At 57.7% G+C, this 22,720-nt stretch carries 34 protein-coding genes; 28 read left to right on the top strand and 6 right to left on the bottom strand.

Translation table 11 applies throughout. The annotated features are described in order from the left end of the window. Nucleotides 1–47: 47 nt before the first annotated feature. Together HMPREF2708_RS10630 and HMPREF2708_RS10625 are read right to left on the bottom strand one after the other, a co-directional pair. Nucleotides 48–455, bottom strand: a complete 408-nt coding sequence (locus HMPREF2708_RS10630) for an ImmA/IrrE family metallo-endopeptidase (protein WP_070767534.1) — start codon at nucleotides 453–455, stop codon at nucleotides 48–50. Then, a complete protein-coding gene (locus HMPREF2708_RS10625) occupies nucleotides 430–1,380 on the bottom strand; it encodes a helix-turn-helix transcriptional regulator (RefSeq protein WP_070834203.1) in 951 nt (316 codons plus the stop codon). The genes HMPREF2708_RS10630 and HMPREF2708_RS10625 overlap by 26 nt, the downstream gene beginning before the upstream one ends. A gap of 220 nt (nucleotides 1,381–1,600) precedes the next feature. Between HMPREF2708_RS10625 and HMPREF2708_RS10620 the strand changes: the two genes are divergently transcribed. Both HMPREF2708_RS10620 and HMPREF2708_RS11140 read left to right on the top strand, forming a co-directional pair. After that, nucleotides 1,601–1,933 (top strand): helix-turn-helix domain-containing protein, encoded by a 333-nt coding sequence (locus HMPREF2708_RS10620; RefSeq protein ID WP_070834202.1) that lies wholly within the window; start codon nucleotides 1,601–1,603, stop codon nucleotides 1,931–1,933. Nucleotides 1,934–2,023: 90 nt separating this feature from the next. After that, complete coding sequence (locus HMPREF2708_RS11140; protein WP_168168114.1) at nucleotides 2,024–2,194, top strand: hypothetical protein; 171 nt, start codon at nucleotides 2,024–2,026, stop codon at nucleotides 2,192–2,194. Here HMPREF2708_RS11140 and HMPREF2708_RS11380 read toward each other — a convergent pair whose 3' ends face one another. From HMPREF2708_RS11380 to HMPREF2708_RS11070, 3 genes are all read right to left on the bottom strand, one after another. After that, nucleotides 2,195–2,329 (bottom strand): hypothetical protein, encoded by a 135-nt coding sequence (locus tag HMPREF2708_RS11380; protein WP_256380896.1) that lies wholly within the window; start codon nucleotides 2,327–2,329, stop codon nucleotides 2,195–2,197. It lies immediately after the preceding gene. A 345-nt stretch (nucleotides 2,330–2,674) separates the two neighbouring features. Then, the gene (locus HMPREF2708_RS11135; protein WP_168168113.1) at nucleotides 2,675–2,851 is read right to left on the bottom strand and encodes a hypothetical protein; all 177 of its coding nucleotides are present in this window, start codon (nucleotides 2,849–2,851) and stop codon (nucleotides 2,675–2,677) included. Between the two features lie 314 nt (nucleotides 2,852–3,165). Further along, nucleotides 3,166–3,633, bottom strand: a complete 468-nt coding sequence (locus HMPREF2708_RS11070; protein ID WP_141762951.1) for a hypothetical protein — start codon at nucleotides 3,631–3,633, stop codon at nucleotides 3,166–3,168. 73 nt (nucleotides 3,634–3,706) lie between these two features. Here HMPREF2708_RS11070 and HMPREF2708_RS10605 point away from each other — a divergent pair, with 73 nt between their 5' ends. Continuing rightward, entirely contained in the window at nucleotides 3,707–3,886 is a 180-nt protein-coding gene (locus tag HMPREF2708_RS10605; RefSeq protein ID WP_053412736.1) for a hypothetical protein, read from the top strand. A 95-nt stretch (nucleotides 3,887–3,981) separates the two neighbouring features. On the opposite strand, the gene HMPREF2708_RS10600 is transcribed toward HMPREF2708_RS10605, so the two are convergent. Further along, complete coding sequence (locus HMPREF2708_RS10600; RefSeq protein WP_053412735.1) at nucleotides 3,982–4,629, bottom strand: hypothetical protein; 648 nt, start codon at nucleotides 4,627–4,629, stop codon at nucleotides 3,982–3,984. Nucleotides 4,630–4,713: 84 nt separating this feature from the next. Between HMPREF2708_RS10600 and HMPREF2708_RS11065 the strand changes: the two genes are divergently transcribed. The 25 genes from HMPREF2708_RS11065 to HMPREF2708_RS10485 all read left to right on the top strand — a co-directional run bounded on the left by HMPREF2708_RS11065 (nucleotide 4,714) and on the right by HMPREF2708_RS10485 (nucleotide 22,711). Then, nucleotides 4,714–5,688 carry a hypothetical protein gene (locus HMPREF2708_RS11065; protein WP_141762950.1) on the top strand — a complete coding sequence of 325 codons (975 nt, stop codon included), beginning with the start codon at nucleotides 4,714–4,716 and terminating at the stop codon, nucleotides 5,686–5,688. 417 nt (nucleotides 5,689–6,105) lie between these two features. Continuing rightward, complete coding sequence (locus HMPREF2708_RS10590) at nucleotides 6,106–6,345, top strand: helix-turn-helix domain-containing protein (protein ID WP_053412733.1); 240 nt, start codon at nucleotides 6,106–6,108, stop codon at nucleotides 6,343–6,345. Next, a complete protein-coding gene (locus HMPREF2708_RS10585; RefSeq protein WP_053412732.1) occupies nucleotides 6,346–6,657 on the top strand; it encodes a hypothetical protein in 312 nt (103 codons plus the stop codon). Nucleotides 6,658–6,965: 308 nt separating this feature from the next. Continuing rightward, the gene (locus tag HMPREF2708_RS10575; protein ID WP_141762949.1) at nucleotides 6,966–7,469 is read left to right on the top strand and encodes a hypothetical protein; all 504 of its coding nucleotides are present in this window, start codon (nucleotides 6,966–6,968) and stop codon (nucleotides 7,467–7,469) included. Between the two features lie 596 nt (nucleotides 7,470–8,065). Further along, complete coding sequence (locus HMPREF2708_RS11130; RefSeq protein ID WP_168165349.1) at nucleotides 8,066–8,203, top strand: hypothetical protein; 138 nt, start codon at nucleotides 8,066–8,068, stop codon at nucleotides 8,201–8,203. 2 nt (nucleotides 8,204–8,205) lie between these two features. Continuing rightward, nucleotides 8,206–8,592: a hypothetical protein gene (locus HMPREF2708_RS10570; RefSeq protein ID WP_070834197.1), complete on the top strand. Its 387-nt coding sequence runs from the start codon at nucleotides 8,206–8,208 to the stop codon at nucleotides 8,590–8,592. A gap of 440 nt (nucleotides 8,593–9,032) precedes the next feature. Then, nucleotides 9,033–10,094 (top strand): HNH endonuclease, encoded by a 1,062-nt coding sequence (locus tag HMPREF2708_RS10565; RefSeq protein WP_070834196.1) that lies wholly within the window; start codon nucleotides 9,033–9,035, stop codon nucleotides 10,092–10,094. Between the two features lie 294 nt (nucleotides 10,095–10,388). Further along, a complete protein-coding gene (locus HMPREF2708_RS10560) occupies nucleotides 10,389–11,012 on the top strand; it encodes a hypothetical protein (RefSeq protein ID WP_070834195.1) in 624 nt (207 codons plus the stop codon). Nucleotides 11,013–11,285: 273 nt separating this feature from the next. Further along, nucleotides 11,286–11,585 (top strand): HNH endonuclease, encoded by a 300-nt coding sequence (locus tag HMPREF2708_RS11450; RefSeq protein WP_083321940.1) that lies wholly within the window; start codon nucleotides 11,286–11,288, stop codon nucleotides 11,583–11,585. 267 nt (nucleotides 11,586–11,852) lie between these two features. Beyond that, a complete protein-coding gene (locus HMPREF2708_RS10555; protein WP_210400340.1) occupies nucleotides 11,853–12,449 on the top strand; it encodes a hypothetical protein in 597 nt (198 codons plus the stop codon). Between the two features lie 3 nt (nucleotides 12,450–12,452). Further along, entirely contained in the window at nucleotides 12,453–12,887 is a 435-nt protein-coding gene (locus tag HMPREF2708_RS10550; RefSeq protein ID WP_070437713.1) for a phage terminase small subunit, read from the top strand. Between the two features lie 21 nt (nucleotides 12,888–12,908). After that, a complete protein-coding gene (locus HMPREF2708_RS10545; RefSeq protein WP_070437710.1) occupies nucleotides 12,909–14,531 on the top strand; it encodes a terminase large subunit in 1,623 nt (540 codons plus the stop codon). Nucleotides 14,532–14,542: 11 nt separating this feature from the next. After that, a complete protein-coding gene (locus HMPREF2708_RS10540; protein ID WP_070834194.1) occupies nucleotides 14,543–15,940 on the top strand; it encodes a phage portal protein in 1,398 nt (465 codons plus the stop codon). A gap of 39 nt (nucleotides 15,941–15,979) precedes the next feature. After that, nucleotides 15,980–17,197 carry a VG15 protein gene (locus HMPREF2708_RS10535; RefSeq protein ID WP_070834193.1) on the top strand — a complete coding sequence of 406 codons (1,218 nt, stop codon included), beginning with the start codon at nucleotides 15,980–15,982 and terminating at the stop codon, nucleotides 17,195–17,197. After that, nucleotides 17,190–17,558, top strand: a complete 369-nt coding sequence (locus tag HMPREF2708_RS11060; protein ID WP_141739559.1) for a hypothetical protein — start codon at nucleotides 17,190–17,192, stop codon at nucleotides 17,556–17,558. Before HMPREF2708_RS10535 ends, HMPREF2708_RS11060 begins: the two co-directional genes overlap by 8 nt. A gap of 175 nt (nucleotides 17,559–17,733) precedes the next feature. Continuing rightward, the gene (locus HMPREF2708_RS10530) at nucleotides 17,734–18,246 is read left to right on the top strand and encodes a hypothetical protein (RefSeq protein ID WP_070834192.1); all 513 of its coding nucleotides are present in this window, start codon (nucleotides 17,734–17,736) and stop codon (nucleotides 18,244–18,246) included. 43 nt (nucleotides 18,247–18,289) lie between these two features. Next, the gene (locus HMPREF2708_RS10525) at nucleotides 18,290–18,652 is read left to right on the top strand and encodes a DUF2190 family protein (protein ID WP_083321939.1); all 363 of its coding nucleotides are present in this window, start codon (nucleotides 18,290–18,292) and stop codon (nucleotides 18,650–18,652) included. A 12-nt stretch (nucleotides 18,653–18,664) separates the two neighbouring features. After that, nucleotides 18,665–19,576 carry a major capsid protein gene (locus tag HMPREF2708_RS10520; protein WP_070834191.1) on the top strand — a complete coding sequence of 304 codons (912 nt, stop codon included), beginning with the start codon at nucleotides 18,665–18,667 and terminating at the stop codon, nucleotides 19,574–19,576. 3 nt (nucleotides 19,577–19,579) lie between these two features. Next, nucleotides 19,580–19,963 carry a Gp19/Gp15/Gp42 family protein gene (locus HMPREF2708_RS10515; protein ID WP_070834190.1) on the top strand — a complete coding sequence of 128 codons (384 nt, stop codon included), beginning with the start codon at nucleotides 19,580–19,582 and terminating at the stop codon, nucleotides 19,961–19,963. Continuing rightward, nucleotides 19,957–20,301 (top strand): hypothetical protein, encoded by a 345-nt coding sequence (locus tag HMPREF2708_RS10510; RefSeq protein WP_070834189.1) that lies wholly within the window; start codon nucleotides 19,957–19,959, stop codon nucleotides 20,299–20,301. Before HMPREF2708_RS10515 ends, HMPREF2708_RS10510 begins: the two co-directional genes overlap by 7 nt. Next, entirely contained in the window at nucleotides 20,302–20,538 is a 237-nt protein-coding gene (locus tag HMPREF2708_RS10505; protein WP_053412714.1) for a hypothetical protein, read from the top strand. Beyond that, complete coding sequence (locus HMPREF2708_RS10500) at nucleotides 20,525–20,923, top strand: tail completion protein gp17 (protein ID WP_070834188.1); 399 nt, start codon at nucleotides 20,525–20,527, stop codon at nucleotides 20,921–20,923. Before HMPREF2708_RS10505 ends, HMPREF2708_RS10500 begins: the two co-directional genes overlap by 14 nt. Before the next feature lie 67 nt (nucleotides 20,924–20,990). Continuing rightward, nucleotides 20,991–21,821, top strand: a complete 831-nt coding sequence (locus HMPREF2708_RS10495) for an Ig domain-containing protein (RefSeq protein ID WP_070834187.1) — start codon at nucleotides 20,991–20,993, stop codon at nucleotides 21,819–21,821. 135 nt (nucleotides 21,822–21,956) lie between these two features. Continuing rightward, on the top strand, nucleotides 21,957–22,292 hold the full coding sequence (locus HMPREF2708_RS10490; protein ID WP_053412711.1) for a hypothetical protein: 336 nt from the start codon (nucleotides 21,957–21,959) through the stop codon (nucleotides 22,290–22,292). Nucleotides 22,293–22,444: 152 nt separating this feature from the next. Then, complete coding sequence (locus HMPREF2708_RS10485) at nucleotides 22,445–22,711, top strand: hypothetical protein (RefSeq protein ID WP_141762948.1); 267 nt, start codon at nucleotides 22,445–22,447, stop codon at nucleotides 22,709–22,711. Nucleotides 22,712–22,720 lie beyond the last annotated feature (9 nt).

Genomic DNA, 22,720 nt, shown 5'->3' with positions numbered 1-22,720 from the left:
CACAGTTCGTCGACGTTGCCGCCGTTGACTTCGGTGAACTGTCGACTTCATTGTTTCTGTCTTTCGTATGTGTCTCGCCAGACAGCGAGTAGGTGGGTAGTGACGCCGAGCTCACGGGCAATAGCGCCATCGTGAGCGCCGTAGATCGCTTCCGCTGTGGCGTATTCGGCATGAGAAATGAGAAGTTCGGCTGCTAATTGGTCGGCTGCGCGTTCCGCTCTGGCATCGAAGTGCGGGTTGCCGGTTGGAGTATCGCCTCTGATGGCGTGTGCTAACTCGTGGGCTAGGGTGCACCGCCTGTTTATAGAGCCCAGTGTGGGGTCGAGCAGGATTGTCTGGCGGTGGTGGATGTATCCGCCGAGGTCGCCAGGACGAAGTGACTTGCGGTAGTCGTATTCCACGGTGATTCCCATGGATTCGGCGAGTTGTTCAAGCTCCGTCTCCGTAATCGTCATCGCCCTCCTCTGGTTCTGGGGTGCCGCGCTTGGCAACGTAGTCCAGATGTGTATCAGCCGGGGCGGATTCAGGCCCGGGGAATTCGAACACCGTAGCGTCGAGCGCATCATCATGTGCCTTGCCGTCGTGCATGGTGCGCAAGTCACCAACGTCTGTCTCGCGTGTGGGGTTCTTGGTGCTGTCGTGGAACGTGCTCAGAATCTCGGCTGAGCCAATCCGACGGCCGACAGACTCCTGCTCGATTTGCGCCACAACTTCAAGCGGCAGCTCCTGCAGCACGCCAAAGCGCTCTTCAATCATCGTGCTAGGCATCGGCCCGCCAGCCCGGTCAGGAAACGGAGCATGCCCCGGCTCTGCATACAGGCTTCGAATCATCACCCAGCGCCCATCACCACAGAATTCCCACACGCGCGTACCGTCACCGAGCGTTACCGCCAAACGCAGAGCAGAAGACGCCATACCACCCATCTCGTCCCATAGCGCGAACGTGTACCGCACCAGCCGCCCCCGCCGCTCATCATCCAACGCAGCAATCGCCCGCGGCAGCTCATCCACGGCCTGATCCAACACCACCCGCTGCACATAACCCGGCAGCGAGTCCAGATCCCGAATCGCCTGCCGCAGCTCACCTACACCATCGGTCGCGCCGGGCTGGGGTAGTGGTTGCTTAACGACGGGTGGCGTCTCAGGTGGCTGTTGTAACTCCGTTGGCCCGCCGCCGTTTTTAATCGCGTCGAGGCTTCCTGGCTCCCATTGCAGAGCGCGTTCGATCCCGGCCGCAGTCAAGGCTTTGACTTTGGTTGCTTCCGAGCGCTCAAGCTTGCCGACTGTTCGAACCGTTACCCCGGCGAGCTCTGCCACGTCTGACTGCGTCAGGTTGAGTGCCAGACGTCGCTGTTTCATTGCATTGCCGAGGAGTTTCATACCCCCATTGTGGCAGGAACTTTGAGGAATCAAAACCTGGAATATGGCGACTGTTTCCCCTGGGTGGCAGGAAAATCAAACTGGTAATTCCAGTAGTGTTGTTCCGATTTGAAGTGCATATTCATCAAGATTCCCCCCGATTCCTGGTTTGTTCATTGTTAAATTCCTACAGATTCCTGTACGGTAAGAATCGAGGATAGGAACCAAGAGGAATTAGGAGGTGAGCAAATTGGGAAATGCAAATGCACCAGTAGCACAGCGGGACTGGGTACAGGTTGGCGCTGCTTTAGCGAGCTTCCGTGAACTCCGAGGATTGCGCCAGGCGGATTTTTCGAGGGAACTAGGCGTGTCAACACCGTACTTGCGCAACATCGAAGCGGGGCGGAAGAAGCTCACAAACGTGCTTCTAGCGCGTGCCGCGGAAATCCTCGCAGTCCCACAAATCGCAATTATGCGACCCCGGCCAGACCAAACCGTCTACCCGGACATCGACTACAAGGACCCGACCCACCGCCGACGCATCACCTACAGCACCGAGTATCAAGCCGCTTAACCAGCAAGGCAGTAAGTCGCCACGGCGCGCCGGGCACTGGGGAAGGTGCCGGGCAACAAACGTCGACAAACGAAAAAGGAGATTGCAGTTATGAGCGCAAAAGTAGCGAAGCTCAATATCGAGGACACCGATACAGGAATCAACATCGATGTAGACGGTGCCAGCGAGGGAATCCACATCGAATACGAAATTCTGGCGAATGTGATGGCAGTAATCGTGCAGGAGGCCCTGGACGCAACGAAGCACGACCAGGGCAACTAACTACTTCTTACCCCTAGACCGAGTCTCGGAAGCCTTGGTCTTCGGGTGGCGAGCAGCGGTAGAGGCCTTCACGAAGCGTCCTGTAATAGCGCTGCGGTGAACCTTGCCAGAACTCTTGCCAGCAGATTTAGCCAAGACAATCACCTCCTTTCCAACGCAAAAGCGTTATCGAGGAGGTTACTAAACCAGCGTGACACGACCGCCGGGCACAGGGGAAGGTGCCAGGCAACAACCGTCGAAAAGCGAATGAAAGGAAACACAAAGATGGCATGGATATTTCGAGACCAAACCACAACGGATCTCGCAATGCTGGGGCTACTCAACGCGCTTGGCACAAACTTGGCTGACGGCGGCACCGTCGCGAATTCTCTTAGCCGACTAGACGCGCGCGGAAAACTACTGGCGCTTTCCCTCGCGCAACGCCTAGCCGGCGCATTCGGAGTAGCGCTTGCAATCGAAGATGAACGACTCCAACGAGCACTACTTGAACTCAACAGTGAACGGGACGTGTTCGGACAGGTTCACATAGAGCCTTCTTCCTTCGAAAAAGACAGCAATCAGACCGGGGAATCTATTGCTCTTGATTAGATTCGCCAGTTCTTCGTTGTCGTTCTCATCAAGCAGGATGTTTTGGCCTTCGTAGTACAGGTTCATCATCTTAATCACCTCCCTTCCGGGGAAGCGTCCCCTGACCGGGAATTTTAACCAACCGAATACCGCCGGGCACTGGGGAAGGTGCCAGGCAACAACCGTCGAAAAGCGAAAGGAGGAAATAGAGATGTGTGAGAACAAAAAGGAATGTCCCACCGCGCAAATGCTGCGAGTGCCACAGTCGACGCGATGGGACAGTGACCTAGTCGACAGGATGTTCGCCGACCTGCCGTTCAAGCCGTGCGATACGTCGCTCCAGCCCAGTGATCGTGTGGACGACTTGTCGAACAAGGGAGGCGAGTGCCAATACGGATGCAGATTTAATCCTGGCTGGATTGGTGTTTCCGGAGAAGCGAATCGACGAAGGGAGTTGGCTCGAATTCGGAAGCAACACGGAATCTCGCAGATCTGCGCTCAGTGCGGCGACGAATTGGTGCCGGAGTCCACTGCACGAAGACGACTGCATTGCAAACGTCCTCGAAGCGCAATGATGTTTCGAATTCCAGGGAGTCTCCTGGACGCAGCAAAGGAGAAGTTGCGATTTTTTGCTCGCGGTACTCGGCATCTCGGTGAATCCACACGCTCACACGGTGAGCATTGCCGTCGCCGAAGTTTCCGCAAGACCCGTAAATAATGAGCCGTTTCTCGTCTCTCGATGGATTGGAGAGTTCCCCGGTAAATGACCAGTCAACCAAGGGCCGATTCCACCAAGACCAAAGAGCAGCACCGCCTACGGAAGCGAAAGAGATGCCGGCTGCTACCCATGACGAGACTGTTCCGAAATCCATACATCAACACTAGTTGAGCTCTCAGAAACTGCTGGGCAGGGCAACCGTCGACAAGCGAAAGGAAGGAATCTAAATGAATGCGCAAGCAGATGCCCAAATGAAGAGTCCAATCAGCGGAGTGAGGATTTACCGCTACGCCACCCGCGATGATCTACGACTAGCGATGCACCTACCTCATGGAGCGAACGTAATCGATATCTCTATCGAGGAGGCGCAACGCTTCGCCGAAGACCTAACGCAACTCGTGCGCTAGCTGGCTGGCTAACGATTCAACCCGCCGGGCGCTGGGGAAGGTGCCGGGCAGCAACTGTCAACAAGCAAAAAGGAGGGAGGACGAGAGTGAACGACCTAGGAAACCTGAGAAAAGACAATGGCTCCGAGCTTGTCCTCGCGACAGCTCAGGCGGCGCTTAATAGTGCCACCGCGCTCGCCACCACCGGGCGTTTTCCACGACATGACAGCAATGACATCAAAGGTGATGGGATTGCGGCCGTTGTATACGACGCTGTCTCCGAACATTGCGACGATGTGGCGCTTCTGGGCTCGCGCCTTGGGAATCAACTGAGGGTAAATGCTCTCAAGCTTGAAGAACAGTTGCGCACCGTAGGACACGTTATCAACGTGCCGATAGTGGGCATCAGCGGGAGCTATGGATTTGCCCGCGTGTTGAACCTCAACAAACAAGGTGAAGTCAACAGCATCGTGGGAGCTTTCGCTGGAGATGCAGATAACCCCATCGTTTTCGATCCGGAATCCCCAGTTGTACTCGAAGTCCTCGCTAGAGACTCGGAGCGCTCTTTCACTGACCGAGTTCGCATCCTCAGCCAGCTTGTTTGCCTGTATTGCGATGCGATTCGATTCGGCGGCTTCTTGAAGTGCCCGCTTAGCGATGCTGTTGGACTTCTTCGCCTTGCAATTAGCGATATGCGCGTACACGAGACCAGCGACACCGATGGGTACTCCGAGGATATCGATTCCGACTGACAGCCAATCCATACCAATAAATCTATGGAACCAAATACATAGGTGGCGAAAAATGCCAGTCAAACAGCAGCCAGCAAACGAAAGGAGGAAGTAGCGGTGAAGTACATGGATTTAGCCAACGCTAGGGGTGAATTGCGTCAACGAATGTTGACCAGGCTCCATGACAGTGGCTTAAGCCAGTATCTCGTCATCAATGATGAAGAGTTGCTCGAAGATCTCGATGGTCTTACTGAGATACATTTCTGCGTTGGCCATTCGGTCATCGAGGCTCCAATCGCCGTAGCTGCGGGGAATTCGTTGGACCCAGTCGGCTACATCGAATTGGAGACGCCAAGTGATGTCTACTCCGTCATTCGAGTTGAGTTCGATGCTGTGGCGGAGCGCGATCCATGCGGCTTCCAACTCCTCATCACCCCGGATGAAAGCCTCGAACTGATTGCATACACCACAGCGCGAGGTGTCGATGGCTGGGCTGTTGGAATTGACCTGCAGGTCGATGATGCGCCACACGAGGGAATGCCCACGTCGATGGCGGTCAATTCGAGCGAGCTCATGAATCCACCACAGCGCACTTCCGCTGAATCCTCCGGTGGCGTGATAGGGCTGCGTGCGTTCAATAGCTCGGCGAATCCTATCGGAAACCCCATAGGTATTGCACGAGGCGAAAGCGTCAGCAGATCTGCACAACGGGTAGGAAATCCGGCCGGCATTTGGCGGAGGGTCCAACTTGGTTTCTCGGACAACGATTTCGTACATCAGCCCATCGAGAGCAGCGCGAAGTTGGTACAGCCACTCTCCGAAGATGAGGGACAGCTCGGTTGGCACAGGTGCGGTCGCATGGAGGCGAAAGGAACGGATATCGCCGTCGCCTACAACCCGGCGCTCAATCGGGTTCGCCTTCAGATGTTCGGCACCAAGACTCCACAGCTCGCGGCGGTGCGAAGCCGCTCGCTCTACTCGAGCTACGAGGCGCCTGAATTCGTTTTCACTCATGGACAAATCGTAACGGCTGACACTAATCCAACTGCGGTAACAAACCAGGGCGGTAAAGGGGAGCACACGTGGAATTAAAAGCAGCAATCGGAAACACGAGAATCGACGCCACCGAAAGTGAAATCACAATCACCAATACGGACAACGACACGTCAGTGTCGATTCCTTACCGGGCAGTCGGCACCGTTGTCGAAGTGTTGGAGCTCGCAGATAGGTGTCGCACTCCTCTTACACATTCATATACAGCCAGAGCAGTCCCTTGGTCGGACTACAGCAAATTGGCGAAATAAGAACAGCCCGAATGGTTACTCAGGGGTTCGATTCCTCTGCCGGGCACTGGCGCGTAGGCGATATGAGAATCGGTCGCCGCAAGCCAGCCACAATGCCGTGGGCCTTTCGCACGGCGGTTTGGCTGCGCGCCTCACAAACCAAATAAAAAGGGCCCGCCCCCGCTAGCACCAGGGACAGGCCGAAAGTGTTGAAAGGAACACTGCCATGAAGCATACACAGTCTACGGAGGTAACCATGATCGCCAGACGGAGAACTCTGACGCCGCGCGAGTTCGCCGACGAATTCGGCATAGATGTTCAACGCGTCTATCGCTGGTGCCAGGCGGGACGCCTTCGCACGATGCCGAAGACTCCTGGGAGTCGCCAGCACTGGCGCATCTTCAGCTGCGAAGTTGATCGCGTTATGACCGTTGGGTTCCCGAGCGATCCACGGGAGGCAGCATAAATGAGTAATCCAAACGTTAAGTTCAGCCGCTCAATGTGGCGCGACGCCTACGATTTGCTGGACCACGTCAACACCAGGAACAAACTGCAATGGGCAATGTCGCTGATTCTTGCCGCATCCTCTTTTGCAATGGTCATCATTACCGGCTACGACAATTTCAATTTTGTGCCAATCATTTGGACAATCACAACAATTTTTTGGTTGTGCACGGCGGTCTTTATTTCAAAGTCCGTCAAAAGCATTGAGCGTGTTCTCCAGATGAAAAAGAAGAACAGTGGCGTCTCTGCGACCCGGTATTGGCCGGAGGCATGACATGAAACAGCTTCGTCGAGTTCGCTCACCGAAGAATCGGTGGGTGCTCGTAGTAGTCCCCGTGCCCCGAGGAAACAGGAAATCGGCCACGACCGATTTCGAGGTGTCGTTCGGTGATCTGATGTCAGAGATGCCTCGTAGTCTGAGGTTTCCGCCAACACTGCCTCGTCGGCTAGGCCGGCATGGGGATGGGCAGCAGTTCATCACCAGAGGGGCCTTGGAAAACCTGGTCACTTTCAATAAGGATGACAAGCGCGTTATGCGCCAGCTTGAGGAGTTCATCGAGCACATCGCAAGTGAGGTGCAAGGTGAACCAGAAAGATAAGCCACGGTGCGCCCGCCGAATCTCAGACGGTCGCTGGCAGGTAGCAATGGCAGGGATTCCGCCGGCCGTGATCTGTAATTCGCTGCAAGACGCTTTGAAGACCGCGGTGGGTATTGAGGAAGTTCCGCCCGGCGATTATGAGGTGTGCCGGCTTGATGCTCGGGGCCATGTTCTCGAGCTCATCGAACTGGGCATGTCAGTAGAACATATCGCTGAGTCAGCCCAGGTGGGCTGTCAAACAGTGGAAGGAATCATCTCCGGTACTGCATCCGTCTCTATGGCTGACGTCAATGCGATGGCGCAGGTTGAGTTTGAGCTGTCAGATACGGAAGCCACGGCGCTAGATCTCCTGCACTTCACGTCATTAGGGGCCACCCTTCGGGAAGCGATTGCATGGTGCCGAAAAAGGGATGGCCTGTCTGCGCAGAAAGCGTGGGCTGCAGTTCCCGTCGTCAAGCAGCGTATGGAGGGGCTGAAATCAGCATGATGCGCAGAAGATGGCTGATTTTCCAGATGAAGGTCGAAGCCCACGTGTTGCGGATTGTCCACCGCGGCGAAAAGCACTAAGCAGCCGATAGTAGTCAAACATGAGGAGGAAAAATGCCACGCCAAAGGGTTTGTAGGCACTGCGGTTTCCCTATCCGGTGGGCGTGCACACCATTGGGGCATCGACTTGCCCTTGATGCATCGTCTGATCCAGATGGGAACGTGCAGATCGTACATGGTGCTGCTGTGTTCCTCAGTGCGGAAGAAGCTCTGCGGAAGCGGTCTCAGGGGTATTTGCTGTTCCAGCGGCATGTGTGCGCTGGTGCTCATGGTAAACGGCGAGCGGGCATGCCTGAGCGGGAGAAACAGCGCATGCAACAGCGACGTGTTGCGCGTGAGCGCAGACGGCTTAATGAGATGACGAAGAACTATAAAGCGACAGCTAGATGACATCAGATGAATCAGCTGCGCAGCGTTGGTGGGAGCAGCAGCAAACGCGACGCCAAATTCAGATTTACCGATTCCTTGGCCCTCGTAAGCGCCCCGCCCGCACTGAGATTCCAGGGCAATTAACCATTGATGGACAGGAGATAAGCGATGACCACCAAGAAGATTGACAGTGACGCAGAAGACCAGAACCAAGACCACAGGGAGCCAGAGACGCCCGAGTTGCAGGAGGATGCCCCGGCCAAGTGCATTGTCGTCAACGCTCGTCCGCTGGGAGGAGTGGCGTAGCCATGACGCTCCAGGTGAAGAAGACGGGAAGCAGTTTGTTGCCGTGGGTTGTTGAGGACGATACCGGTGGCATCGCGTGGTGTGGCTCGTGGGAAGACGCTGTCAGTACTGCGAACGAGTACGCCCGCGAGGTGGAGGTCCAGCTCGTGCGGCCGGACAAGCTGTTCATTGAGCATTGCTACTCATGGGATGTTGGGCCCTACGACCGTGATATCGCACAGTTCGGCGATGTTGAAGCATCTCGGAGTATGGCCGCCTGTGGTAGCCCCCAGGTTCGCCTGGGGGACATTGAGTTCGCCTCAGTCGACGAGGCTCGTCGGACGGCAGCGCAGTTGCTGTCTGCATGTCAGTGGGCACAACGGCCGGCAGTAAAGGGGAAGGTTTCTTGATGGGTGACAGCGGCGTAAGCAATAACAAGGCCGTCAGGCAGTTCTGTGTAGTGGCGTCAACAGATGGCGGATACACATGGAATTCATTGCGCGTCGCTGGGGTGACATGGATGAGCGCAGAACAGGCACAAGATGTGCACCAGGCGTGCAGTCTGCGGGCCCGCACATATGGCTTGCCTGCGCGGTACCGGGTGCTGTCCCGCACTGTTTCTACGAACACCATGTGGCCTTATCCGTCTGATGAAGGTGATGACCGAACCGGTTATCACGAGGAAAGCGAGGATTAGCCGTGGCGCTACCAGTGCCTTGTTGTAGAGATCCGTAAGCAATTGTGTTGGTTCATTTTGTTACCGCGCCTGTTTTTGATTTGGAGTTCGAAGAATGATTGGTACCGCTTCCCATATTTCTGCTGGGCAGCCCCGGTCCGGGAGTGATGCACCATGGCATGGGTAAGGGTCAGCGATACTTTCAACGAGGCCCCGGAGTGGATGCGAGCCTACGAGCTGGCAGCCGAACGTGGCGATGACCGTCTGGTCAGTGAACTCAAAGGCGCGGCGTCAGCGTTGTTTACGCATTCTGCGCAGCAGTGGACGGATTACAAAATCACCTATGGTGCAGCCGTCCGGCATATCGGCATTAGCCGGGTGGAGCCTGTACTTCAGGATCTGATCACTATCGGGATTATCACCGAGGTGGAGTCTGAAGGTGAGCGGCAATTCGTGCTCGTTGAGCGTGAATCGTTTGTTCATGTCATCCGCTCAGATGCGAAGTCGAAGGCAACGAAACGCCGCAACGATCAAAACCGTGCTGGGTTGCAGGTGCCGGTCATGCTCCGTGATGGAGACCAGTGCCGGTACTGCGGTGATGAAGTGGTCTGGGGCGATAAGAAGTCCGATCGTGGCCGTGAGTACGACCACCGTGACATCGATGCGCCGACGACCCCAGACAATTATGTGACGGCATGCCGTGGCTGTAATCAGCTGCGGCATGAATTAGGCGAACGCGCCGAGGAGGAACTTCCGCTCCTCGACCCACCAGAGTCTCCAATATATGGCCCGGAGCTGCGCAAGAAACTCTCCCGCTGGGAGGGATTCGTTGCGCGCTGGTGCAAGAAGGAGGGACTCCCGAATCCGCTTATCGCGGACGAGGTTGAGGCCCAGGACAACCCGGCAGCCAGTCGGGCAGTGACCCCTTCTCAGGAAGAAAAAACGGTACGCGCTACGTCCCCGGCCGCGGGCCCAAGCCAGGAGCCCGGCAAGCCGCAGTTCCCCAATACTGATTCCCATGGCCAGGTTGAGTCTGAGGGTAGAGCCGCCAAAGGGAGTTCTCGGCAGCCAGCCGAGACTATTCAAGTCAATGTTGTCCAGTCGCTTCCGGCACTCCCCGCACACCATGCGGGCGGTGCGCCGCAGGGCCGTAAGGCATCGCACGTGCGCGATGCCGGTCCCGCCAAAGGAGCGGAGCCTTTCGCACGTCGCCGTCGCCGACGCCGCCGCAACTAGTTTTCGAGTACACGCCCCGCGATAGGAGGGGCGAAAAACAAACGAGCTTGCGGTGCGTCCAAGAGAGCCTACGCGCTTTTGACGACGCGGCCTTTGTCGTACCCAAAAACTTTCCCGTCGACGAAAAAACCGTTCGACAAGGGGAGTAGTTGTCGGGCTGGCACCGGGTCGGGTCGGGTCGGGACGGGTCGGGTCGGGAGGGCTTTTAAATATCCCTCCCCCTCTTTCTTTCCACCCCCCTTACCTTTGTTGGTTCTCTAGTTCTTTTTGTTGTGGCTTGTTGATTGGAGCCTTATGCCACCGTTGTCGCCGGACCAGGTTGAGCAGCTTGGTCGTGCATTGTCCGCGATTGAATCTATGGCCCCCGCTCTCGCTGAGATGATGGTCCCCTCTCCGCCTGCCTCCGGGGTCAATGGGGGACGGCCCCCGAGTACCCGGGAGTCCCGCCCGCCACTACCGGTGTATCTGCTGGATGTGGAGCACGCGGCGGAGTTGTGCCTGTGGGACTGGGCGCAGGCACTGGCCTACGAGGTGCAGTGCCGGCCCCCAACCAGCCGACGCCTTGAGCACGTGGCTCGTTGGCTTCATGATCGTGTGCATGATGTCGCGGAGCGCTCGTGGGCTGATGGCGTGCTCGTTGAGGTTGAGCATCATCGGCGGGTGATAGGCGATAGAGTGAGTCCACCTGAGCCGGTAGCGCGGCGGGAGATTCCGCAGCAGGGTTCTGCGCGTCAGGTTGCCGACGCGCTCGCAGTGCTGGGTGTGCGGGTCAGTCACACGTCGTTGAGGAAGTGGGCGAAGCAAGGCGAGATTCCAACGACGCTGAACGCCGAAGGCGTGGAACTCTTCGACATCACAGACTGCATGCGCGCAGTCGCAGCACATCAGTGTGGCGACGACACGCGGTCGACAGGGTAGAACTTCGTGACCTGCGGTTTACAGTCCGTGTGCTAAGCTACGCTTGACTGAAGCGCATGCTCTTAAACCATCTCATTTGAGATTATGGTTTGAGAGCGTTTGCTTTATGTCAGCACATTCACGATTGCCTAACACGAGTTCCACTAATGGCAACGGCAGGTTGCGGCAGTAAAACCACAGAGTTTCACCGGGACAGCGGCACTCCTCCAGTAACCCGTAGTGGGTCGGTCGGTAGCCACCCCAGCCGCCACTCGCCCCCAGGAGGTACCAGATATGCCAGGGTGGAGGTCGAACTCCCGGGGTCCCAGATCCCGGGGCGTACCAAAAGCAGTAGCTGACCAGGTCATGGCGCGCGATCACTACGAATGCCAAGCGCGACTGCACGGCTGCACTGTCATCGCCAACGAAGTGGACCATGTGGTCCCGGTCTTCGAAGGTGGTAATGACGAGTTAGAAAACCTTCGGGCTATCTGCTCGTCGTGCCACAGGAAAAAGACCGCCGGGGAAGCCACCCGCGCCAGGCAGCGACGCCGCCAGCCCGTATGGGCAAGGCCTCACCCAGGCCTGCTGTGAGGGGTGGGGGAGGCCCCTCGTTTCTAGGGCCTGGCCAGGGCGGAGGGCATTGCCTTTAAATTTGTGTACGGGTTCCATTATTTGCGCTGGTCAGGTGGGAAAACGGGCTAGATTGAACGCTGGCGCGCTTTGCTGACCTGCGGGTTTAAAACTGGCGCAGCGCTAACTTCGATGCCTTATTTCGTGGTCTGTGTGACCGTCTTTAATTGGAGAACATAAGGCCAGGTCACAGCAGTGAAACGTAACGTTTTCTGATAAAATCGAAGTATGAACAAAGGTTGCGAAGTCTGTGGTGCAACGCTTCCGTTGCAGGCACCCGGCCGCATTCGGACATACTGCTCGAGTGCGTGCCGGCAAAAGGCGTACCGTGCCCGCCAGCGCAACCGTTACCCGCAGGAAATGACCAACGCACGACGCTGGGTTGCCGCCGACGGCAAGCGCCCCATGCAGACCAACGGAAAGCCAGCATCGTCAACCAAGCCAGAAACTTGGACGCAGTTCCGCGACGTCAAAAAGAAGCCGCACGGTTTCATGCTCGGCGGCGGATTCGCATGCATCGACCTGGACAACTGCTTCAGCAACGGGCAACTCCAACAATGGGCACGCCGGATTGTCGACGCTGCGCCGGGCGCATTCATTGAGCGCTCAGTCTCCGGCAAAGGACTCCACATCTTCGGGCTCCTACCGGAAAGCAAAGGTCGCAATTACGGACGAGTAGAGGTCTACTCCGCCGAACGGTTCATACGCACTACCGCCACCGTGTGGTCCGCAGGCGAACTGGTTGCATTAACGAAGACAGTCGCGGACATCGAGGACATGAATCAGACAGGAAAGCTTCCTAGACAAACAACAGGGAGGAGGTAGGCCATGCCGGGCCCAGTACCCAAACGGTCAGACCAGCGCCGACGCCGCAATAAACCGCAAGGCCCAGCAACGCTGAAAGTGGCCGGTGCAGAAACGGTGAAGCCACCAGCGGAAGACCGCAGCTGGCACATCAGCGCCAAACGCTGGTACAGGAGCCTGAAGCATTCCGGCCAATCGGTGTTCTTCGAACCATCCGACTGGGCAGCAGCGCACCTATGCGCCACAATTCTGTCCGACGAGATGCAAAGACCAGAGCCAGTGCGCGCCGCAATCATTGCTCAGATCAACTCCATGATGGACTCCCTTCTAACAACAGAGGGAGCGCGCCGCCGACTGCGCATCGAACTGCAACGCGCCGATGCGACCAAGAACATCGACGACAACACCCAAGCAGCAATCCTGCTGATGGAAAAATACAAAAACGACCTAACCGGATAAAGAAAAGGCGGTGATACCTACATGGTCGCCGCCGCCGACAGGATTATAACCCTCCCAGAAGGAATCCCCACCCGCACCCTCGGATGGAACGCCCTCGCATGGGCAGCCAAATACCTACGCCACCCCAACGGCATCCGCGCCGGGCAACGATGGCAATTCACCCGCGAGCAAGCCCGCTTCATCCTCTGGTTCTACGCGGTCGATGATGAAGGCCGGTTCGTCTACTACCACGCAGCCCGTCGGCTGGCCAAGGGCTCAGGTAAGTCACCATTCGCAGCCGTCATGGCGCTGATTGAGTTGCTTGCGCCAGTCCGGCTGGACCATTTCGACGACAACGTTCTCGGCGGCTGTGTCGGCAAGCAGCAGCCCATGCCGCTTGTGCAGATCGCGGCGGTTTCCCAGGACCAGACCGAGAACACTATGCGTATGGTTCGAGCCATGGTCGCAAAGCGCGCCGCACCCCAGCTCAACCGCGACTACCAAATCGATGCGGGAAAAACACAAATCAATGTCGAACCCGCAGGAAAACTGGAAGTCATCACGTCGTCGGCAGCGTCCGCTGAAGGCGCAGAAGCGACGTTCATCATCGGCGACGAGCTCGAACACTGGACCAACTCCAACGGCGGCAATGAGCTACACCGCACGCTGCTGGATAACCTCGCCAAGTCCGGCTCCCGCATGTTGGAGACCCTCAACGCCTGGAAACCAGGCACCGGCTCAGCCGGAGAAGAAACATTCGAAGCCTGGACGCTACAAGAAGACGGACGCACCAAATCCGACCGCAAAATCCTCTACGACGCACGCCAAGCCCCACCAGACACCGACCTCGCTGATGAAGCCAGCCTGCGCGCCGGGCTGGCTTTTGTGTATGAGGATTGCCCGTGGGCTGACCTGGACGCGATTGTGGCGCGTATTTGGCACCCGAAAGCGCGGCCTGATGATTCGAAGCGGAAGTATTTGAACTGGCCGACTGCATCGCTGGACTCGTGGTGTGATCCGCAGGACTGGGCGCAGATGTCCAGGCCTGACCGTGAACTCGTCGATGGTGAGCAGGTTGTGCTGTTCTTCGATGGTTCCTTGTCGAATGACCACACCGCGCTGATTGGCTGCTGCATGGACGATGGACATGTTTTCACCGCTGGCGTGTGGGCGCCGCCGCCGGACGGCGTCGTTGACGTTGAGGCGGTGGAGGCGGGTGTGCAGCGGGCGTTTGACCGCTTCGAGGTGCTGGCGTTTTTCGCTGATGTCCGTGAGTGGGAGAGCTTTGTCAAGGTGGATTGGCCGGAGCGCTACGGCGACCAGCTGCGCCTGTGGGCAACACCTGGGGCGCGCAACCCCGAGCCGATTGCCTGGGATATGCGCAGCAAGGACTTTCCGTTCACGCAGGCGTGTGAGCTTGCCGCAGCCGAGATTGTGCAGCATGCGTTTACCCATGACGGAAACCCGCTGTTGAGTGAGCATGTGCGCAACGCTCAGCGGCACCTCGGGCGTTATGGCGAGACGGTGCGGAAGGAGTCTCGGGCATCGCAGAAGAAGATTGACGCGGCAGTCTGCATGATTGGCGCTCGCATGGTCTACCGCATGGTCAAATCCGACCCATCACTTAAGGCAGAGCCGGTCGATGACACGGCATTTTTCTACTAGGAGGGCACGTTATGAATGAGTCTCAGGCACGTGACGCAATCCGTGCTCTTTTGCAGGACCACTCGGTGCAACGACACCATTTCGATGAAATTAACCGTGCGGTACAGCCGTGGTCAGACACAGAGGCGGCGCGCCGTATGGATGTGACGCAGGGGAAGAACTACCACCGGCACTTGCAGATCGCGAAGATGTCTCAGACCCCGTTTCTAGGGCTTGTGCTGGACACCTATGGGCAGTCACTCAAGGTAGAGAACTATTTCTCCGAAGGCTCAGTGCAAGCCAGGTCGTGGCACCACTGGCAGACCAACCGAATGGATGCGCGCCAAACCGGTCTGCACCGCGCGGCGCTGCAATACGGCACCGCGTATGCGTCGGTGCTGCCGTCAACGCTCAACGGGGCGCGTATCGGCGTGCATTCACCCCGCCGGCTGGTTGCCCGCTACGGGGAGGACATGACGTGGCCGGATACCGGGGCGGCAACGCAGACGGAATTCCCGATAATCGCCATGGTCATCGACAACGGCCACCTGTGCCTCTACGACGAAGAGCGTGTTTACTTCTTCGGAGTCGAAAATGCCCCGGATGAGCCGTTGGCGTGGCAGCAGCGCTATTACATGTCGCCGGAGAACTTGCCGTTCATCGAATATCGGGAGCACAACGTTGGTGTGACGCCCATTGTCCGGTATCAGGACCGCATGATGGCTGCCGGCGAAGAAACCAACGGCATCATTGAGCACCTGCTCGCGTTGTCGGCCAGGATTGACCGCACTAACTATGAGCAGGGAGTCGCGCAGTACTGGGCGGCGTTCAAGCAGCGTTATGTCACCGGTTGGGCTCCGAAGTCAGAGTATGAGGCAATGCGGCAGGCCATCAGTGACACGTGGACGTTTGCGAACAAGGACGTGAAGGTCGGCCAGTTCGATGAGACGGACCTGACGCAGTACATCAAGGCGCGTGAATCGAGTGTGCGCGACTTCGCTGCAGTCGCCCAGGTTCCCGCACAGTCACTTGGTGCGAATGCGATTTCCAATATTTCTGCTGACGGCCTGGCGGCGTTGGAGACGTCTAAGGATCGTAAGGCTTCTGAGATTCAAACCTCACTGGGTGAGTCGCATGAGCAGATGCTGCGCCTGTGTGCGCACATCGCTGGCGATGAAGAAGAAGCCGGTGACTTCGCCTCTGAGGTCAAGTGGGCGGAAACATCGGCTCGCTCGTTCGCCCAGACGGTTGATGGGCTCGGCAAACTCGCCACCATGCTTGGTGTACCACCAGACGAGCTGTGGTCGGATATCCCGGGTTGGACGCATGAGCGCGTCAAGCGGGCTAGGGAAGCACAAGCAGGCCGCGGAAGCGGATTGTTCGACGTTGACCAGCCGGACGGTGGTCAGGAACCGCAAACCGAACTGTAACGGCATCACAACAATCGACATGCGAGGAGGTGAAGGCACATGCCAACGCAGGACGCGAAACTCCGTGATATCCAACGCCGACTAGAACGCGACGTTGCAGCGAAGATTGATGAGTTCGGTGTGCCCATGGATACCGACGCGGTTTATGACATCGCCGTCGAATTGCACCCCATCGTCGTAAAGTATCGGCAGGAGGCTTACCGTGCCTACGTCGAGCAAATGGGGCGCGACATGGCGCAGCTCGGTTTAGAAGTAGCCCCGGCACGAATCCAAGGCTACGGCCCCCACGCCACCTACGACGCATTGGCTAGAGCAGCAGGATTCGGCGAGAAACCATCAAACATCATCCTCGAGCTCGTTGACGATGAGACCAAGGAACTCATCAAGAAATCCGTACCGGCCTTTGCATTCCCTAATCACCCGCGAGTCATCGAGCAGATGAGCGCACGCCTGACCCGCACCCTCATGCGCCACACACTCAACGCCGGCCGAAAAGCAGTCGCAGACACCGCACGGCTCGGCAGAGTCCGCAACGCAACAACCAAACGCCCAATCGGACGCCGAATCGGCTACGCCCGAGTACTCACAGGACAAGAATCCTGCGCCTTCTGCGCAATGCTCGCCTCACGCGGCCCCGTCTACTCAGAAGACACCGCCACGCGCCGGGCTGATGGGCGTCGGTATCACGATGGGTGTGACTGTCGTGCGGTTCTTGTTATTGAGGGGCAGCCGTGGGAGGGGGAGCAGGAGTTTCATCGGTTGCAAGCAGCCTGGCGGGAGGCAACATGGGAGGACGGGCGGCCTGTCGATAATCAGTGGAATCGGTGGCAAAAGGCGGTGCACTCAGGGAAAGTCAAGTTGAGGGCAACCAGTGAAACGCAAAGACAGGGAAAGTTAAGTCTTAACGGAGTTAAGCCTGCTGCTCATGAGACGAAAACATACAATTTTTTGGTATCTCAGGGCCATGTTGTTGAGCTAATTCCGCGAAGTAATACTAGTAAAACTGCAGACTGCATAATCGACGGCATCAAGGTAGAGATAAAAGCTCCACAAGGAAGTGGTAAAGAAACCATCTATCAATTGGTGAGAAACGGCAGTAAACAAAGTGCGACTCTAATTATTGACCTCCATCGGTCTAGCATTCCAGTCGACGAAGCAATTCTCCAGGTAGATAGAGCGATGGCACGGTATACTCGAGTTAAGCAGGTAACTATTATCACTCGTGATCGGAAGGTGGTGAAGAAAACTCGTGGCTGACAGTACTTCTTTTGAATCTGATGCAGGAATTAGAGACGTAATTAATCTCTTCAAGCAAGTCGGAGAGTGCACCGCTCTTTCTGTTGATGAAGATGATGACTTGACATTTCGGTTTGGAACTCCAGGCGGGGCCTACGTCACTGCTTTCTGGGATTTGAAGCCGGATATCGACGAGTATGAAACCGTGGTCGATGTGTATGAGCAGTCAGACAAAGGGGCAGCTTCACGACTTTTTAAATATGTGGCTACAGCTTTTGATGATAAAGCCGTATTACGAGCACCTGATTCGGCAGAAGTTATTGCGAGAGCCAGTGGCGGCCATATCGTATGGGAAAACAATACAAGTAATGGTCTGAATTAAACACTTATGTATTTGAAAATACCGCTAATACGGTGAACTTTAAGTACTGCTAGATAGCCATGGAGTAGCCACATTTGCGGGAGTGCGAGTCCCCGCCATGGCACTACCCCGCACCACAAGAAGTGGTGGCGGGGTTTTCTTATGCCCGAAAACAGATTTACCCAGGAGGTAACTCATGTCGGAGGAAAACACCGCCACCGAAGCCAGCGCCGAGCAGGTGGCGCACACCGGAGCCCAGGAGGAACCGGGCAATACTGATGCGCAGCCCGTGCCCGAGCACTTCCGAAAGGAACTCGAGGAAGCACGACGCGAAGCAGCACGCTACCGCACCGAACGCAACGAACTGCGAGCAGACGCGGAGAGCTGGCGCACCCAGCAGGAAGCGGAAAAGACGGAACTGCAAAAGGCCACCGAGCGCCTAGCCAGCCAAGAAGACGCATTCAAGGCCCTGGAGGCCGAAAACACCCGCCTTCGGCTGGCAGCCCGCTACGGCATCGCCGAGGAAAACCACGACCTTCTAGGCTCAGGCAGCCCAGAAGAAATCGAAGACCGCGCCAAGCGGCTCGCAGCGATGCAGAAGGAACAGACCCGACCACCGTCAAACACCCCGGTGGAGCAGCTCGGTGCCGCAGTCCGCTCGGAGCCGGAAACTCCACCAAACGCATTCCCTGCAGGATGGCCAGTCTAAACCCGGCTGGCCATTTTCCATTTCAACCTGATTGGAGGACGCAATGGCTTCCACGCCGATGCATTTCACCCCAGCAACCAACATCACCGGCAAGGCTCAGGGCGACATCGCCCAGGGCACCTTCGTCGTCATCGCCGCCGACATGGAAGGGCGTAACCCTGTCGTCAAGGCAGCTACCGCCGACGCTGATGCGTTCGGTGTCGCAGCCCACGACGCCAAGGACGGTGAGCACTTCACCATCTACCGCCTCGGTATTTACGAGCTGGTCGCCTCCGGCGCTATCGCCGCAGGAGACAAGATTTCCACAGCCGCTGGCGGCAAGGCGAAGAAGGCAACCGACGGCCCCGTCGCCGGTGTCGCTGTCACCAAGGCCGCTAACGGCACCGTAACGGTCGCCCTGGACTAAGGAGGAAACACAATGGCACGTGACCCAATGTTCCCGCTTTCCGGCCCCAACGTTGAAAACGGGGCTATCACCATCGACATGATGCTCAACGAGCCAACCCGCATCGACAACTATGCGGCACAGCTGGTTGAGCGAGACCTCCTGTCGAAGGTAATTTTCGGCAACGTCACCACTACCGGCGGTGCGCTGCTGTTTGACCAGCTGGTCAAGAACACACCGACCGCAACCGACAAGCCGGGCATTGTCGCGCCGGGCTCTGAGTTCCCGGTGCTGCACACCCCTGATGGTGAGCCGGTTGTCGCGCGTGTCCAGAAGACCGGTGGCAAGTTCGGTGTCACCGATGAGGCACGTATCCGCAATGATGCGATGCTGCTGCAGCGCAAGATTTCCCAGGTCTCCAACACCATGGTGAAGGATCTGGACGAGCGCGGCATTTCGGCGCTGACAGAGGCAATCGACAAGATTGACGGCACCTTGAGCGTCGCATCTGGTGGTTGGGATAAGGCCGCCGAGGTCGCCGCAACCGCGAAGACCGCGAAGACTGGCGAGGGCGAAGTCATCAGTAACCTGCTGGACGCTCAGCTTGCTATCGAGCAGACTGACCTTGGCTACAGTGCTGACACTCTGGTGCTCAACCCGGTTGACGCTAAGAACCTGAAGCTGCTGCTTGGTGTCGCCAACTACCAGGAGATGCTGGGCACCTTCGGCCTGACTCTGCACTCCACCAACGCCATGAAGAAGGGCGAGGGTCTGGTGCTGCAGGCTGGCATGGTCGGCGTCATGGGTGTCGAGTCCCCAATCTCGACTGAGACGTGGCGTGACGCCTCGACTCAGACGACCTGGTCTCAGACCTGGGCGACCGTCGCGTTCGGTGTCACCGATCCGCTGGCCATGGTGAAGCTCAACGGCCTGTCTGCGGGGTAGCGTATGTTTGCCACCTATAGGGATGTTCGCCTGCGGTGGCAGACTGCCCCCGCTTCGGTTACAGATGAGGCCATCGAGGCTGTCCTAGAAGACGCGGAAGCATGGCTGCGGGCAAGCTACCCGCAAATCCCGGCTACCCCGGATGAGAATCTGCGTAAGGTTCTCGCGCTGGTGTCGGTGTCTATGGCGAAGCGAGCTTTGGCCGCCACTGACCGGGGCGGTATCACACAGCAGCAAGCCACTGCGGGGTCGTTCTCGCAGTCCACCTCGTGGCGGAATCCGGACGGAGACTTGTTCCTTTCCGGCCAGGAACGGCAGATGCTGGAATCCGCGTTGCAGGATTTCAGCGCTGACAGGGCAGTGAGTATGGAGGCAACCGGATGGTAGCTGACGTATTTCCCTGCACGATTCCTGTGACGGTGCACCGCCACGAAGACGGGGCAGAAGACCCGTATGGCAACCCTCTTCATCGCTACACCAAGGACAAGGTCATGGTGTTTGCGGTGCAAAAAGGCGGCACACCGGCAGTCACCGCGTCGCACCCTGAGGCCGCGGAGTTTGATGCGGTGGTCTACGCCCCTGTGGAAGCTGGCATTACTGACCGTGACCGTATCGAGGTCGATGGAATGGTCTACGAGTTGACCGCCCCTCCGGGGAACTGGGAATCCAACCCGTGGTTTTCGCCGGGGCTGGTCGAGTGCCGCTGTAAGCGAATGGAGGGCTAGATGAAAATCAAGTACAACATCAAGGCATTTGAGGAGATTCGTCGCCTGCCCGCAGTGGCGGCAGAGGTTGACTCACGTGCCGCGCGTATCGCTGACGCCTGCGGCGACGGGTACGAATCCAGCCCCTATGAGGGCAAGTCTCGTCACCGCGCATCGGTCATCACGACTAACTACAAGGCTGCTCGCGATAACGCGAAGAACAACACGTTATTGAGGAACATCAATGCGGGAAGCTGACCCACAAGCCCAAAAAGCGTTTATCGACCTGCTGCACCGAATCTGCGGCGGTATTCGAGTGAGCACTCGGTACCCGCGGCAGCCGAAGTTCCCGCATGTCGTGGTCACGCGGGTTGGAGGGGCGACACCGAACCGTATCACCGATGCGGCAACGATGTCGGTCCAGGTCTATGCAGAAACGGAATACGAAGCCGAGCAGGTCGCCGGGCTGATTCGCCAGGCACTCCGCGACGAGTCATGGAAGGGCATGCGCCTTTCCGGCCACAGGTTGCGCGGGTGGCGGGAATACGCTGCGCCACAGCGGTTCCTCGACCCTGATCGGGAAAACCTGGTGCGGTTTCAGTATTCCGGCCAGCTCCTCATATCGCTGCTGACTAACCAGTAACCAACGATTCGTTTACTTAAGCCCTGCGCGTCGCGTGGGGCTTTTCTCATGCCCCAAGGAGGCAAAAATGGCAAACGTCAACAACATCACGTCAACCAACCCCGGCAAGAACGGTGTGCTGTTCCGCGCACCGCTGAACACCGCCCTGCCGGAAGACACCATGTCCGAGCTTGACCCGGCATTCGCTGATCTCGGCATCGTCGGCGAGGACGGACTGACCCAGGCCATCACCCGCGATACCGAGGACAAGAAGTCCTACGGCGGCGACATCGCCTACACCCTGCAGACCGACTACGGCCAGGAGCTCACCGCCACGCTCTACGAGTCCGCCAACATCGACGTACTCAAGACCGTCTTCGGCGACGACAACGTCCAGGAGACAAGCGAGGGCTTCAAGGTTCTGCACAACAAGAAGAAGCTGCCGCGCTCCGTCTTTGTTGCTGAGCACCTGACCGACCAGGGCACCAAGCGCCAGGTCATCCCGATTGGCCAGGTCGTCAACCTGGGCGACATTCAGAACACTCACCAGGACATCGTGATGTACGAGGTCACCACCAAGTGCTTCCCAGATGCCGACGGCAACGTGATGTACGAGTACTACTCGAACAGCACCGCCGACGGTGAGGTAGCACAGTTCGGTATCACCACCGCTGTGATTGCCCCGGCAACCCAGGGCAAGGCGTACACCGCCACCCTGCAGGCATCCGGCGGTGACGGTAACTACAAGTTCACCGCAGTCGGCTCCCTGCCGGCAGGCCTGACTCTCGCTGAGAACGGCAAGCTCTCGGGAACCCCGACCGGCTCCGGTGAGGAGTCCTTCACCGTCCGTGTCGCCGACGGTGCCGGCGCTACCGCGCAGCGCACCCTCACCCTCAAGATCAACCCGACGGAGTCCTAACCGTCGCTCTCACCCCAGGCCACTGTGTGTCGTCAGCTTTTCATGAGGGGTTCAGCTGACGACGGCCTGGGGTGACCCCCAACCCCTCATGTAACCCCTCCAAATTTTTTCTAACTCTTATTAAGGAGACCCCTCATGGCTTTCGAATTCGTACCAGCATGGGACGCCCGTACGCAGTTCACGTGCGAAATCCCAACCAAGGACGGCAAGTCGAAAACCTTCTCTGTGCCACGCATGGAGTTCATCGACGATGAGACCTACGCGACATTCGCCAAGTGGTTTAAGGACAACCCAGACGACAAGCTCCTGGAAGACGGCCGCCGACCAGTCAGCGAAGCATTCGACTTCTTCATCACCGAACTGGGCATCGACGACGCACAGTGGTTCGTTGACAACCTCGTTTTCGGTGAAAAAGTCCAGCTCTGGAATGAGTGGAACCGACTCACTGATGTTCCGCTGGGGGAATCCTAGTCCTGGCCGGGCTTCTACACCGACCAGGGTTTAAAACCGCGCTGACCTACGACCTCATTGAGAAAGGACGCTCCATTCACCAGCTCGGAAGCCCAGCATTGTCGTGGGCTGAGCTGAAAGCGTTCCTCGCATGGGCGCCGGAAGGCAGCGCGGTGAGGCGTCTTGATGATCCGCTCGCGGAGTACAAGGCGCCGAAAAACCAGCTGTTGATGAACACCATCGACACGCTGGCATGGGCGAACTGGCAACGAGCGCGTAGGAAGACTGCGCCGAAGCCACGCCCAGTTATCGACCAGCTGAAAGAAGCTGTTGAGCGGCAACGACGCGCCAGGAATGGTCCGAAGAACGCTGCCGAACTGCAAAATACCCGCGCCGAACTCGCACGCCGGAGGAAACTCCAGCGGCAAAACAAGCCCTAGGAGGACGCC

The sequence above is a fragment of the Corynebacterium sp. HMSC073H12 genome, assembly GCF_001837775.1.
GTDB classification, from domain to species: Bacteria; Actinomycetota; Actinomycetes; order Mycobacteriales; family Mycobacteriaceae; genus Corynebacterium; species Corynebacterium amycolatum.
This window is presented reverse-complemented; position numbering and strand designations above follow the sequence as displayed.

Bases quoted from the DNA above. Each gene is read 5' to 3' on its own strand.
- HMPREF2708_RS10630 (WP_070767534.1), bottom strand. From the start codon at position 455: ATGACGATTACGGAGACGGAGCTTGAACAACTCGCCGAATCCATGGGA.
- HMPREF2708_RS10625 (WP_070834203.1), bottom strand. From the start codon at position 1,380: ATGAAACTCCTCGGCAATGCAATGAAACAGCGACGTCTGGCACTCAAC.
- HMPREF2708_RS11140 (WP_168168114.1), top strand. From the start codon at position 2,024: ATGAGCGCAAAAGTAGCGAAGCTCAATATCGAGGACACCGATACAGGA.
- HMPREF2708_RS11135 (WP_168168113.1), bottom strand. From the start codon at position 2,851: ATGATGAACCTGTACTACGAAGGCCAAAACATCCTGCTTGATGAGAAC.
- HMPREF2708_RS11070 (WP_141762951.1), bottom strand. From the start codon at position 3,633: ATGGATTTCGGAACAGTCTCGTCATGGGTAGCAGCCGGCATCTCTTTC.
- HMPREF2708_RS10605 (WP_053412736.1), top strand. From the start codon at position 3,707: ATGAATGCGCAAGCAGATGCCCAAATGAAGAGTCCAATCAGCGGAGTG.
- HMPREF2708_RS10600 (WP_053412735.1), bottom strand. From the start codon at position 4,629: ATGGATTGGCTGTCAGTCGGAATCGATATCCTCGGAGTACCCATCGGT.
- HMPREF2708_RS10590 (WP_053412733.1), top strand. From the start codon at position 6,106: ATGAAGCATACACAGTCTACGGAGGTAACCATGATCGCCAGACGGAGA.
- HMPREF2708_RS10585 (WP_053412732.1), top strand. From the start codon at position 6,346: ATGAGTAATCCAAACGTTAAGTTCAGCCGCTCAATGTGGCGCGACGCC.
- HMPREF2708_RS11130 (WP_168165349.1), top strand. From the start codon at position 8,066: ATGACCACCAAGAAGATTGACAGTGACGCAGAAGACCAGAACCAAGAC.
- HMPREF2708_RS10570 (WP_070834197.1), top strand. From the start codon at position 8,206: ATGACGCTCCAGGTGAAGAAGACGGGAAGCAGTTTGTTGCCGTGGGTT.
- HMPREF2708_RS10565 (WP_070834196.1), top strand. From the start codon at position 9,033: ATGGCATGGGTAAGGGTCAGCGATACTTTCAACGAGGCCCCGGAGTGG.
- HMPREF2708_RS10560 (WP_070834195.1), top strand. From the start codon at position 10,389: ATGCCACCGTTGTCGCCGGACCAGGTTGAGCAGCTTGGTCGTGCATTG.
- HMPREF2708_RS11450 (WP_083321940.1), top strand. From the start codon at position 11,286: ATGCCAGGGTGGAGGTCGAACTCCCGGGGTCCCAGATCCCGGGGCGTA.
- HMPREF2708_RS10555 (WP_210400340.1), top strand. From the start codon at position 11,853: ATGAACAAAGGTTGCGAAGTCTGTGGTGCAACGCTTCCGTTGCAGGCA.
- HMPREF2708_RS10550 (WP_070437713.1), top strand. From the start codon at position 12,453: ATGCCGGGCCCAGTACCCAAACGGTCAGACCAGCGCCGACGCCGCAAT.
- HMPREF2708_RS10545 (WP_070437710.1), top strand. From the start codon at position 12,909: ATGGTCGCCGCCGCCGACAGGATTATAACCCTCCCAGAAGGAATCCCC.
- HMPREF2708_RS10540 (WP_070834194.1), top strand. From the start codon at position 14,543: ATGAATGAGTCTCAGGCACGTGACGCAATCCGTGCTCTTTTGCAGGAC.
- HMPREF2708_RS10535 (WP_070834193.1), top strand. From the start codon at position 15,980: ATGCCAACGCAGGACGCGAAACTCCGTGATATCCAACGCCGACTAGAA.
- HMPREF2708_RS10530 (WP_070834192.1), top strand. From the start codon at position 17,734: ATGTCGGAGGAAAACACCGCCACCGAAGCCAGCGCCGAGCAGGTGGCG.
- HMPREF2708_RS10525 (WP_083321939.1), top strand. From the start codon at position 18,290: ATGGCTTCCACGCCGATGCATTTCACCCCAGCAACCAACATCACCGGC.
- HMPREF2708_RS10520 (WP_070834191.1), top strand. From the start codon at position 18,665: ATGGCACGTGACCCAATGTTCCCGCTTTCCGGCCCCAACGTTGAAAAC.
- HMPREF2708_RS10515 (WP_070834190.1), top strand. From the start codon at position 19,580: ATGTTTGCCACCTATAGGGATGTTCGCCTGCGGTGGCAGACTGCCCCC.
- HMPREF2708_RS10510 (WP_070834189.1), top strand. From the start codon at position 19,957: ATGGTAGCTGACGTATTTCCCTGCACGATTCCTGTGACGGTGCACCGC.
- HMPREF2708_RS10505 (WP_053412714.1), top strand. From the start codon at position 20,302: ATGAAAATCAAGTACAACATCAAGGCATTTGAGGAGATTCGTCGCCTG.
- HMPREF2708_RS10500 (WP_070834188.1), top strand. From the start codon at position 20,525: ATGCGGGAAGCTGACCCACAAGCCCAAAAAGCGTTTATCGACCTGCTG.
- HMPREF2708_RS10495 (WP_070834187.1), top strand. From the start codon at position 20,991: ATGGCAAACGTCAACAACATCACGTCAACCAACCCCGGCAAGAACGGT.
- HMPREF2708_RS10490 (WP_053412711.1), top strand. From the start codon at position 21,957: ATGGCTTTCGAATTCGTACCAGCATGGGACGCCCGTACGCAGTTCACG.